A 12,459-nucleotide genomic window follows, 5' to 3' on the forward strand; every position below is an offset into this window, starting at 1 on the left:
CTTTGGGCGTAATGGAGCACACATATGCCTTTAGACAAAAACGACCACCACTTAGGAAGTACCCGAAGTGGTGGTCGTTTTTTTATATGTCTATTTTCACTGAATCATAATCAAACGAATATTATCTAGACTACATGCTAATGTCCAGACGCCTGAACATTCCCCTCCGCAGAGGCATCCATCTTCTGACGTCCCATATAAAACGAAGCCAATAACGCTAAAGCTGCAGGAATCACCGCCCAAGCAAAGGTGTTTACAATGGATGAGGATAACCCAGCGGTAATTTTACCCAGAATTTCAGGTGGAATGAGCGCCCTAGTCTCCGGTGAGAGCAAAGCATGTGGGTCTTTAAAATCCATAGCTCCCGCAGGAGCCGCTCCACCACCATTAGCCGAGAGTAGCTTGGTAAGACTGCCTGAGAAATAGTGACTTTGAATGATACCGAAGGTGGTAATGCCTATCGTCATGCCCAGTGAACGAATGAAATTCAGCGTTGCGCTGGCAGAGCCACGTTGCTGTGCGGTCAATCCATGAATAGATGCCGTACTTAGCACTGAGAATGAAGCACCAATCCCTAGCCCAATCAAAATCATATACAACGTAACAAGCAGTCGTGAAGCATCCGGCGTGAGTGTCGCTACAAGTCCAGTACCGATCACCAAAAGTGCGAATGTAGGAATCAGCAGGCTGCGGTAACTGGTTTTTGACATTAGAAATCCGCCCATCGTAGCTGTAACCACTGAGCCGACCATCATTGGTAGCAATACAAGTCCTGAATTTGTAGCTGATCCGCCCAATACTCCTTGAATAAAGATCGGAATATACACGGAAGCCACAATAAAAGCTGCACCGCTAAACAGAGCACAAATAATGCTCACCGCGTATAATCTTTTTTTAAACAAAGCAAAGGAAATAATCGGTTCTTTCGCTTTGGTCTCTACAAAAAGAAACACAACTGCAAGGATGGCAAAGGCTGCAAACAAACCAAGAATCATGGACGATCCCCAAGCATACTCTTTTCCGCCTAGCTCCAGCGCAAACATTAAGGAAATGACTGAACCAAGCAGCGTACCTGCTCCCAACCAGTCAATAGGCTGTTTTGAATGCTCATGCGATTCTTTATAAAAGAATACGACCATCGCAAAAGCCAACAGACCAAGGGGTAAGTTAATATAAAATATCCATTGCCAAGCAATATGATCGGTAATATACGCACCGAGCAATGGACCAAATATACTCGACAAGCCAAATACAGCGCCGAATGCCCCGCCCAGTTTTCCCCGAGTCTGCAGCGGTACGGCATCGAACATGATTGCAAAAGCGATTGGCACCAGCGCCCCGCCACCAATGCCCTGAATAGCCCGGTATGCAGCTAACTGAGTTATTGTATCAGCCGTTCCACAGAGAGCCGAACCTGCCATGAATACAATAATTCCAAAAATAAAAAACTTCTTACGACCATACATATCAGACAGCTTGCCGAAAATGGGCATACCCGCCATCTCGGCTACGAGATAAGCTGAGGTGACCCAGACAAATTTGTCCATTCCGCCCAGCTCCCCAACAATATTACCCATTGCAGTAGCAACGATGGTGCTGTCCATGGAGGCCATAAGAATTCCTAATAAGAGACCTGCGATAACAATACCCAGATTGGGCGATTTGGCAGCACTCATATGTTCCACTCCTCTTTTCCTCAAAAAATAACTATAAAATTGTCTTAGATCTTCACTTGATGCTTCACTGTTGCATGCTTATGAACTTCTAGTATATCGCGGAATTCCACCGTTTCTATTTCACAATCCGGACCAATGATTACACGTTCTCCCCTTACCATACTAGCCTTTGTATTGACCAGATCAATAGCATCGCCTTCGATTAGCCCCGCTTCAAACAGTATTTTCGAAGTTGGCTTCATCATATGCAGCAGTCTCCCCGTTTTACTCTTCTTAATGGTTAAGATACTGCCCCCAACCTCCTTCGCATTACTTGGACCAAACAATTTAATCTCCAAATGCTCAGCACTAAGTAATCCAGCTACGCTTATGGCACCGGAAATTTGCAATTTTTCCCCTTCACAATCACCCTTCACATCCAAATTTCCGTAGAGATGAAGCTTATCGATTTTTACGGAGGTTGCTTTTATTTCACCCTGTCCACGTAAGGAATCTCCTTCAAGATTACCCTCGAGCGCAATTTCACCAGTGATTTTCATTTGCTTCATATGCAGATTTCCAGCTATATTGGCATTTCCAGTCAGATTCATCTTCTCGCAATTCACATCTCCAGCGAATTTGCATTCTCCAGTGATCTTAACATCTTTGAAAGAGCCACCGGCTGAAGATGTCGTTCCAATTATTTTCAGATTATCATTCACCGACCTTCTCCACCTTTCCAACCTTAGCCTCTGGATGCACTGTAATTTGTTCGCGATACTCTACCCGTCCGAGTGTACAGCCTGGGCCAATAATGACAATATTTCCTCTGATGATATCCGCAGTTGTATATTCTACATCTATAAAATCTCCCTCGATCGTTCGAGCACATAGCTCAGGCCGAAGTTTAGGGATAATTCCGCTAAACATCTTACTCCAAAATCCATTATTCACTTGCCGAATCACGAGGCTCTCCACACCAATTTCATTGGCCTTCCCCTGACTCTGCAGTTTAAAATCCACATGACCGGCACTTAGTAAACCACCAACATTAAAGCTACCTTCACCTACCAAATCCTCAAGCTCACAATCCCCTTTGATACTCACCATTCCGTTAAGGGTACAGCTTTCACCTCGAAAACTCTTACCTACATTAAGAACCCCATCCACCTTTAGGGTGCCAAACCGCATATTACCCATCACTTTGATGACCCCGTTGCATTCTGCTTCTTCTGCTGCTAGATCATCATTCAAATTCATATGCCCATTTCCTTTAAACATTCGCGCCACAATCGGCCCGACTACTTTACCTACACCATCCATGTTTACGTTGTTGTAAGTACCACCGGCCCCACCACTAACCCCGTTTATTATCAAATCAGGCAGCTGATGTTTGTCCATTACTCTTCCTCCTATTCAACAAGCTTGTAGGCAAGCTTACCTTTCAATTGTTCGATCAAATCTGCATAGGTCATTTTACTGACCAATCTAACCCCTTCATCAAACCATAACTCCGCAGGCGCTTGTGCCAGAATGAAGGATGAAACCCCCATTTTCCGGATAAAAAACAATTCCCAGCTTCCACTCTCAAGCCTTGAAACTTTCTCCTGCAACGTGCGAAACAGAAGCTCCGCCTCCTCCATACTCATTTCCCCAGCACTAAGCAGGCGGTCTACAGCGAATAAATGAACGAGCTCCCCAAAAGTATATTTACTTTCATCACTGAGACTTTCTCCAAATTTCCTCAGCGTTGTTTTCGAAACAATGTTACGTTCTAAAATATCCTTAGCAGTTACACTCACCTTCTCAAAGGATGCTTTATCCGATAGCTTATCAGCCATTTCATCCAAAGAAAGCCCTTCTTTCATATTCACAATGTTGTGAATCCGGGACAGGATCATCTCTTTAGGAAAAAAAGTCTCTTGTCCAGTAAAGGTAGATTTACGGATAAACCATTCCTCAGGGATTAACTGCTTCCTTTTCCAGCGGTACAATTGCCCATATGAAATACCGGTTAAATCCAGCAGTTGTTTCTTCGAAATCAAATCATCTTCCATATCCGATCACTCCTTGAAAACATCGTAACATAACACTGTTACGTTGTAAATAAAACAATCCCCCTTGAATCTCCTCTGCAACAAATCATTGCATTAAAGTTTCCCTCCAAGATTTTACAACACAAGAAAAGAGTGAACCTCCGTCTAGAGGAGGATCTTCGCTCTTTTACTCCAAATGTATTCTTTGATTTAAGCTATGTTAAGGTAAAATGTTAATTTATGAAGAAAAGAGAAGAAGTCTTTATCGACCCCTTCTCTTTTCTTCACTTAATGTCTTTAGAATCTTATTTTTGGTTTGGCTTAATCGTTTTTCAGCACCATGTGGGTGTAAGGGTTCACCCCAGATAAATCCATCGCCTTCGTACCTCGGAATGAGATGCATATGGTAATGAGTAAGATCGTTAAACTTCCCTCCATCTTGACAAATTCTTATACCGTCAGGTTTAAACAAGCTCTTCAAAGCAATTGAAAGTTTTTTCGAAGCATCCATGATAGCATAAGCAGTCTCTGACTCCATCTCTTCGACATCACAGTAATGCTTTTTGGGGAGGATTAGAGTATGCCCTTCATTAAAAGGAGCAATATCAAGCACACAAGTAATAAATTCATTCTCATAAACAATATTTAAGTCAGGTTCAATACCGTTAGCGATTCTACATCCTAAGCATTCCATGTATAGCATTACACCATCCTAAATGGGATTTTACGTTACTCCTTACAACGATATCGCCGTTGCTTCACAACATAACCAAGAACAGTGAATATAAGTTTCCCAAAACGATCAATCAAATGGCTTCACTTAGTAAAAGGCGGTTTATTAAACTAACATCTCCATCCGTTCAGCACAAAAACTAACTATTCCTTATTTATTTTCATTTACTACTTGTTGAGCAATGCTTAGAATTGTATCCTCATCCAAACTGTTAAACTTTAAAGTGATTGAACCTTTTGAAGCATTGAATGCTAAATACGTATAATCACTATTTTTTATTTTTTGCACCTGTTTGCCGCTAATATCAATAATATCAGCATCGTTCAAATCAACTTGAGTATTGCTATAGGTTATTTCAAAGAGTGTTTCTCCTTGATAAGGTCCGTAGATGATTTCTCTTTCACTGGACGCTTTTTGTCCCTTTGTTAACTTCTCCAGCTTCCCTTTGTTTTTCGTATATGTGACTAAAACTTCTTGATTATCTCCAATAAAGTTGCCTTGTTTGTCCTTTGGAGGGAATTTATATTGTACATAACTAACTTCATAACCATCCAGTGCAGGGATACTAAATGATGATCCTAATGCACTAACCTGCACCTGCGCTTTAGCTAATTCATCGTTGGAACCAGCCTTTTGACATCCTGATATTAAAAATATTATTGCAGCAATAAAAAATACAAATCCAAATTTGTTCATGAAATCACCTCTTATGATTTGAATTAATACTAATGGAAAACCTTAGTAGTTTGTAGATATACTTCAGTTACATTCCTTTTAACTCCTTTAATATACCTAAAATATGGAAGAATTATATATACGTTATAAAAGTAAATTTGTTGCAATGGGGCAGACAAGCCATTATGCTTTTGCTCCTGGATTTCATCAAGCGCACGAATAGGAGCTGACATCCCCTTGGTTCTGGACAGTAAAAAAGTGAATGAGCTCTCGCTTGCCACACCTCCTTACATAGTGTCATCTTAATCATAAAACGATGTTCGTAAAACTCAAATATCAACAATGTGGTTTAACATAGCCTAATACAAAGAAAAGAAAGCCCTCCCGAGCCAATACTATGGCATCTGGGACAGCCTTCTTTATTTTACTTGCTCTATCTATAAATCTTACCGTTCAAGTCTTTCATGAATCTCACTGCACATAGGTATAATGCGCTGAATCATATTGTGGGCCGGATTTCTCGTAAGTGAACCAGTACTCAATGCTGCTGCCAGCACTTAAACCACTCACCGTCTGCTTCCATGTACCTGAGCTATTGATCATCCGGTAATTAAGCTGTGGCCCCCCGTTAACCTTATAATGCACATCTACATAAAGAGCACTAGTCACAGGTGTAATATAAATGCTCGCTTCTGTTGAAGAAAGTCTCGTTACCCCTGCCGTAAAGTCAGCCGTCACATGATCACCACCCCCGCCGCCAGTGGGATTAGTAGTAACTGTTGCGGTATTACTAGCAGATGACAAATTACCTGCTGCGTCCGTAGCTTTTACTGTAAACGTATAAGCTGTGCTTGGAGTTAGTCCAGTAACAGTAGCTGTAGTATCTGCCACAGAGGCTACTTGCTGTGTTCCACGATAAACGAAATATCCCGTAACACCAACATTATCAGTTGAAGGAGACCAGCTCAGGTTAACTGCTGAATCCGTCTTGCTGGTTACTGTCAGATTAGCAGGTGCAGTAGGTGCTGTCGTGTCTCCAGTATTACCTCCACCCGTCAAGTATTGACCAGTGAAAGGATTAAACCGGTGTAGTGATAGAATTAACCAACCCGTGCTAGACACGCAGTTTTGCTGTGCCATAACCCAATAGCTGTTGCTGGTCCCTTTAAGCGAGTACGGAATTCCCCCCAGCGAAGCGCCGCTTGTGCCCTGCTTTTTAATAATTTCAGTGTTAATGGCATCCGCTTTGGATACATTGCCTTGCAAATAGTAGGCGAGGGACATAAATGCGCTACCTTCAAGCCATACATCAGCACCCGTATTACCGATTTGATTCCCGTTATCGTCATATGCAGGCAAAACTTCATCCGTCCAGTCAAAATCATAGCCGGTCAGCGTATTCCCAGCATCATTGTAAGTAAGCGTCTGCTTGTAACGCGGATTCGCGAGGGTCCCCGGGGTGCCGGAAGCATTTTCCACATAAGTTAAGCTTGCACCGTAGTTATGGGTTCCGGATACTCCTAAAGCCAGTACTCCCCATGGATTCACGTCCAATGGAATTTTAGGGTCAATCAGATTCGTATCGTTTTTCCAGCCTCCCTTGAAGCGTTTGACACTGTCATCCCACACATAATTATCCAGGAAGGTCTTCACTCCAGAAGCTGCGCTATTATATGAGGCAGCCTTGGAGGAATCTACCGAAGCATAATACTGCAGCACCCGGTAAATATCGATATTATGCTCGGTTGAGCTCCAAGGCTCATCTGAATTGCTCCAACCACTCCACCCTCCAGCAATACTGCCGTTGGCTTTTTTATACGACAAGCTCCAATCAAGTGCTTTGAGCGCCATCGGGCGATATCGCGTGTCATTATATTGCTTTTCATAGGCCATAGCAGCCATTGCCATCCATACAACCGGCCCCACATGTTTACGAATTTCTTCTCCGAAGCCATTGTTATACCAATAAGAATTCAGCCAGAAGCCGGAAGGGTCCTGAATGTCCCGCATTTTGTTCAACACTTGCTCTGCCCGTGATCGTTCACCCTTTACAATAAAGGCTATGGCTGCAACAGCTTGATCATACGTGTATACAATCTGTTTGGGATTGTTAGGTCCCCAGAAATCCTCAAAGCTATCTACCAAGCCTTCAAAAGCATACCCTGCTGTAGCATCTTGCTGGGTCTTTAACCAGACTAAAGCACGATTTGAAGCATCACTTGCAGCATCCGCACTCACTTTTCCACCCATAGGTAGAGCTACTCCAAAAACCAGCAGACTTGTCATTAAAATCGAAAACAGCTTCCTCATCTTCATAACTTTCCTCCTCATAATCATGATGAACAGGGTAATGAGAGATCTTTGAAGCAAAATAAATAAAGCGTTTTCAAACAACGATAACAAGAACTTTTTGAATTCTTTACCATGGTAATTGTCCTCATTTTCAGCCTTTGCAACCTATTCGTCAACGATTTTATGTAAATTTTTAACTAAATGAGGCGAAATAACCATAAATCCCATTTAAGAAACCATACGAAAGACCGCAATTATTTTATTAATACGTGTTCACGAAGATAAAACAAAAAGAGCAGACAGCTCCTTGAGAAGGATCTATCTGCTCTTTTGATTCAATCCCTATTCTATTCTGCTTTATCTTCACCAGTAGCTTCGTCTGCCGCTGGTTCAGCAGCATCCTCATCTGTTGGCTCTTGAGCTGCTGGAGGCGCAACCCGGACAATCAAAGTGTCCTCAGGCGTCAACACTTCCCAGCCCTCATGCTTCGGCAGATCAGATACCAGCAATTGGTCACCAATATCTAGTCCGCTGATATCCACCTCAAAGGATGCCGTTAATTTATCTGGAAGTGTACGAATATCCAGCTCATGCAATTCAATTTGCTGCACACCGCCACTCTTCACACCTACTGGATCTCCTGTAAAGTGAAAGGCTACTTTCGTATCCAATTTGGCTTTCATGTCGATCTGCTGAAAATCAATATGCAGCAGTTGTTTGGATACGGGCTGGCGCTGAATTTCTTGGATGACAACGTTCTTTTTACCTGAATCTGGCAATTCCAAGGTTAATACCGCCCGAGGGTTATTAGCCAAAATCCCGGTAATTGTCTTAGCATCCGCTGTAAAGGACTGGCTATCTGAACCTGCACCGTACACGACGACCGGTACAAAGCCTTTTCTGCGCTGTGAAGAAGTCGAGCCGGATCTTTCTGTCAAACGTACTGTTGTATTCACGATGATTCCTCCTAAGTAGGGATTTTATACTAGACCGATTAGATATGTACGTCTAACCTAACCACTCTCTAATTACCCCATTAACCTGGCTTTGAAACCCTTTTAAACTTTTTGAGCACAGGCAAAAATAAGGTCAAATTGTATTATTATACAATTCAACATTAATTATTCAAGACTTAGGAGTGAATCATCATTATATCTGTGACAAAGCTCAGACCAAATGACAGGCTACAAAATGATTATTACCAGCATCGCGGAATACAGGAATCTCCGATTTGCAAACCTCTTGGGCATAGGGACAACGAGTATGAAATTTACAGCCAGCCGGGGGATTCACAGGACTCGGAATATCCCCCTTAAGAACGATTCTTTCCCTTTTCAGCTTCGGAATAGGTATTGGAACAGCTGATAGCAATGCCTTGGTATACGGATGGAGCGGATTCTTAAATAATTCATCTCTAGAAGCCGTCTCCATCATAGATCCCAGATACATGACACCGATTCTTGAACATAAATGCTCCACTACACTCAAATCATGAGAGATGAACAAATAGGTTAGCCCACGGCTCTGCTGCAGCTTACTGAATAAATTAATAATCTGCGCTTGGATGGATACATCCAAGGCCGAGACTGGCTCGTCTGCAATGATTAGCTCAGGACTCAGCACAAGCGCACGCGCGATTCCGATCCGCTGCCGCTGCCCCCCCGAGAATTCATGCGGGAAGCGATCAATATGATAAGAGGATAAACCACATGCCTCAAGCGCCTCAAGCACCCGATCACGAACCTCTGATTTTGAGCATAACCCATGATCCAGTAAAGCTTCTCCGATAGCATCACCTATGCGGACCCGAGGGTTAAGTGAGCTATAAGGGTCTTGAAAGATTAGCTGCATTTGCGGTCTGATCTTTCGCAATTCAGCGGGAGACAAAGAATGAATGTCTATCCCTTTGAATTTGATCTCACCTGCCGTTTTATCCGTTAGCCGTAGAATTGTCCGTCCTACTGTACTCTTGCCGCTCCCGGATTCTCCAACCAGTCCAAACGTTTCACCAGGCTGAAGCGTAATGCTAATATCATCAACAGCCTTTACATGCCCGACCGTACGGTTTAGCAATCCCTTAGTGACAGGGAAATATTTCTTCAGATGATTGACCTCAAGCAATGCCTCAGGCATGAACAACCGCCTCCTCATACAACCAGCAAGCTACCTTTTGTCTGCTGGCCACTTCTTTAAGCTGGGGCTGCTGGCTGGCACATACAGGCATGCAATGCTCACAGCGGTCATGAAAATAGCAAGAAGGTACCAGCTCAAGCGGATTTGGCACTTGGCCTGGTATGGAATACAGCTCATCCTGCCGCTGATTAATAACTGGCTTCGATTTGAGCAGCCCTTTCGTATACGGGTGTTTGGGATTGTTGAACAATTCAACAACTTCCCCCTCCTCCACAATCTTTCCGGAGTACATAACAATCACGTAATCAGCCATCTCCGCGACTACACCCAGATCATGGGTGATTAATAGAATAGACATGCCGGAGCTGGCTTTAATTTCACGAAGCATATCCAGAATTTGTGCTTGAATCGTTACATCCAGCGCCGTTGTCGGTTCATCTGCAATCAATAGCTTTGGACTGCAGGCGATGGCAATAGCGATCATTATCCGCTGCAGCATCCCTCCGCTCAGTTCATGTGGGTAACTATCTGCTATTTGTTCAGGGCGTGATATGCCTACCTGTTTTATCAGTTCAATTGCCCGGATACGTGCCTGCTTCTTGTTCATCTTCAAATGCACGATCAACGGCTCCATAATTTGTTCACCGATCTTAATTACAGGATTAAGAGAGGACATGGGCTCCTGGAAGATCATCGCGATCTCGTTGCCACGGATAGCTCGCAGTGTGTTTTTGTCCATTTGTAACAAATCTTCACCCTGAAAATCAATTTTGCCATGGACAACCTTGCCCCCTGGCTCTTCAACAAGACCCATGATGGACATCGCAGTTACACTTTTGCCGCAACCCGATTCTCCGACGATACAGACCGTCTCTCCTTCACGAACACGGAAGCTTACATCATCAACGGCTTTCACTTTCCCTTCTTCCGTGAAGAAGTATGTACTTAGACCGTCTATATTCATTAAATCACTCATGTGAGGGTCACCTACCTCTTCTGTTTAGGATCAAGTACGTCCCGGAGTCCGTCACCAAAGATATTGATCGCGATTACTGTCGCGAAGATGGATAGCCCAGGCGGAATCCACAGCCACGGCCGATCCTTAAAGTCGATCATATTATTCGCTGCATCAATCATATTGCCCCAGGTTGGCGTTGGCGGCATAACACCTAGCCCAAAAAAGCTAAGAACCGATTCACTCAGAATAGCGCCACCGATGTTGAGAGTAGCCATAACGATCAGCAGCGGGACAATGTTCGGCAGCAAGTGATTAAACAATTTACGCCGATCCCGAAGGCCTAATACTACGGCTGCTTGCATAAACTCACGTTCTCGCAGACTAAGCATTTGCCCCCGCACCATACGCGCCATACCCGGCCAGCTCACAATGCTAAGCATAAGCATAACAATATACATGCGATAATCCGTTGGAATTTTCCACTCTGATAACAATGCTCCAAAAATAAAAAGCAGAGGCAGACTCGGAACCGTCAATAACAGATCCGCAATCCGCATTATGATTTGATCAGCGATTCCACGGTAATATCCAGCTATGGCCCCCAAAAGAGCCCCGATAAACACCGAAAGCACCATGGATGCCAGTCCTACTGTCAGTGAAATGCGTCCTGCCTGCATCACCCGGGTCAGAATATCCCTGCCCAGCGCGTCGGTACCCAGCCAATGCTTCATATTAGGTGCTTTGTTCATCAATGCCATATTAATTTTGTTATCGGTATAGGGAGAGAACAGAGGACCTATAAAACAAAGCGCAAACATAAAAATCACTACCACAAACCCGGATACCGCCAGCTTGTTCTTTAACAATCTTCGAAGGGATTGCCGGAATAAAGAGGATTTTCCTTTGGTGGTCTGGGGTTTTGAAATCCCCGCTACATTACTTTGAACTGCCACGTCAGCTTCCTCCTCTCTATAGCCGAACTCTAGGATCGGCGATCCGGTACAAAACATCCGAAAGCAACGTTCCTATGACGGTAAGTATCGCAATAAACATCGTAAAGCCCATCAGTAAAGGATAATCCCTAAGCCCGAAGGACTGCATATACAGTTGCCCAATCCCCGGCCAATTAAATATTTTCTCAATAATCAGTGATCCGCCAAATAGCGCTGGAAGCTCGAAGCCAACCAGTGTAATCGCAGGCAATAAGGCATTACGCAAGGCATGTGTAAAAAGCACCTTACGCTCCCTTAGACCTTTAGCGCGGGCAGTACGGATATAATCCTGCTTTAAGACATCGATCATATTGCTGCGGAAATAACGCGTGAGCGAGCCTAATCCAAGGAGGGTCATAACAACAACCGGAAGGGTCATATGCATAACAATCTCCTTAAAGTACGCCAGACCCGTAGCGTTGCTGCCTGTAGTGATGATTCCACCCGGAGGCAGCCACTTGAGATCGACAGCCAGGATTTTGATCAGGAATAAGCCTATAAAAAATGACGGCAGCGACATGGCTGCGAATATTGCGATCATCACGAGTGTATCGAACCATGAATATTGCTTATAAGCTGAAATCACACCAATAATAACTGCAATCACCCACGTCAGAAACGTGGAAACGGCAGCCAGCAGAAAGGAATTCCAAATATAATCATTAAAAAGCTGAAGCACAGGCTTTTGCTGGGCTAAAGAATACCCGAAATCGCCATGCAGCGCATTTTTCATCCATACTCCATACCGCTCAAGCATCGGCTTGTTTAAGCCGTAGATCTCACGCAGCTCTGCTTTGCGCTCTGCCGTCAATTTAATATTTCCGGTTATGAAATCTCCCGGTGTTGAAGCATACAGACAGAAGATCAATAATGATGCCGCAAATAAGATAATGACCATGTACAACAGTCTTTTCGATAAATAAGCGCTCATGACAGACTCCTTATGATTTGTCCCCTGCCCAAGAATCTAGAACAGGGGACACTG

12 protein-coding genes are annotated in these 12,459 nt (G+C 43.8%); all 12 read right to left on the minus strand.

The genetic code is table 11. The features are described 5' to 3' along the window. Positions 1-137: 137 nt before the first annotated feature. The 12 genes from ACN6KS_RS19930 to ACN6KS_RS19985 all read right to left on the minus strand — a co-directional run bounded on the left by ACN6KS_RS19930 (position 138) and on the right by ACN6KS_RS19985 (position 12,405). Positions 138-1,676 carry an MDR family MFS transporter gene (locus ACN6KS_RS19930; protein ID WP_094870228.1) on the minus strand — a complete coding sequence of 513 codons (1,539 nt, stop codon included), beginning with the start codon at positions 1,674-1,676 and terminating at the stop codon, positions 138-140. Positions 1,677-1,720: 44 nt separating this feature from the next. Further along, on the minus strand, positions 1,721-2,377 hold the full coding sequence (locus tag ACN6KS_RS19935) for a hypothetical protein (RefSeq protein ID WP_440960356.1): 657 nt from the start codon (positions 2,375-2,377) through the stop codon (positions 1,721-1,723). Next, positions 2,370-3,056, minus strand: a complete 687-nt coding sequence (locus ACN6KS_RS19940) for a hypothetical protein (RefSeq protein WP_094870230.1) — start codon at positions 3,054-3,056, stop codon at positions 2,370-2,372. The genes ACN6KS_RS19935 and ACN6KS_RS19940 overlap by 8 nt, the downstream gene beginning before the upstream one ends. Positions 3,057-3,067: 11 nt before the next feature. Further along, the gene (locus ACN6KS_RS19945) at positions 3,068-3,712 is read right to left on the minus strand and encodes a YhbD family protein (protein ID WP_440960357.1); all 645 of its coding nucleotides are present in this window, start codon (positions 3,710-3,712) and stop codon (positions 3,068-3,070) included. Positions 3,713-3,953: 241 nt separating this feature from the next. After that, positions 3,954-4,385, minus strand: a complete 432-nt coding sequence (locus ACN6KS_RS19950) for an HIT family protein (protein ID WP_440962425.1) — start codon at positions 4,383-4,385, stop codon at positions 3,954-3,956. A gap of 189 nt (positions 4,386-4,574) precedes the next feature. Continuing rightward, the gene (locus ACN6KS_RS19955) at positions 4,575-5,120 is read right to left on the minus strand and encodes a hypothetical protein (RefSeq protein WP_094870232.1); all 546 of its coding nucleotides are present in this window, start codon (positions 5,118-5,120) and stop codon (positions 4,575-4,577) included. 450 nt (positions 5,121-5,570) lie between these two features. Beyond that, positions 5,571-7,415, minus strand: coding sequence for a fibronectin type III domain-containing protein (locus ACN6KS_RS19960; RefSeq protein ID WP_341135298.1), 1,845 nt, complete (start codon positions 7,413-7,415; stop codon positions 5,571-5,573). A 323-nt stretch (positions 7,416-7,738) separates the two neighbouring features. Then, the gene (locus tag ACN6KS_RS19965) at positions 7,739-8,347 is read right to left on the minus strand and encodes a 50S ribosomal protein L25 (protein WP_179281591.1); all 609 of its coding nucleotides are present in this window, start codon (positions 8,345-8,347) and stop codon (positions 7,739-7,741) included. Positions 8,348-8,558: 211 nt separating this feature from the next. After that, on the minus strand, positions 8,559-9,524 hold the full coding sequence (locus tag ACN6KS_RS19970; protein ID WP_094875518.1) for an ABC transporter ATP-binding protein: 966 nt from the start codon (positions 9,522-9,524) through the stop codon (positions 8,559-8,561). Further along, the gene (locus tag ACN6KS_RS19975) at positions 9,517-10,500 is read right to left on the minus strand and encodes an ABC transporter ATP-binding protein (RefSeq protein ID WP_094870235.1); all 984 of its coding nucleotides are present in this window, start codon (positions 10,498-10,500) and stop codon (positions 9,517-9,519) included. The genes ACN6KS_RS19970 and ACN6KS_RS19975 overlap by 8 nt, the downstream gene beginning before the upstream one ends. An 11-nt stretch (positions 10,501-10,511) precedes the next feature. Then, positions 10,512-11,435: an oligopeptide ABC transporter permease gene (gene opp4C, locus ACN6KS_RS19980; RefSeq protein WP_094870236.1), complete on the minus strand. Its 924-nt coding sequence runs from the start codon at positions 11,433-11,435 to the stop codon at positions 10,512-10,514. 16 nt (positions 11,436-11,451) lie between these two features. Next, positions 11,452-12,405, minus strand: coding sequence for an ABC transporter permease (locus ACN6KS_RS19985; RefSeq protein ID WP_094870237.1), 954 nt, complete (start codon positions 12,403-12,405; stop codon positions 11,452-11,454). Positions 12,406-12,459 lie beyond the last annotated feature (54 nt).

It is taken from the genome of Paenibacillus nitricinens (assembly GCF_052056485.1).
Classification (GTDB): Bacteria; Bacillota; Bacilli; order Paenibacillales; family Paenibacillaceae; genus Paenibacillus_AQ; species Paenibacillus_AQ nitricinens.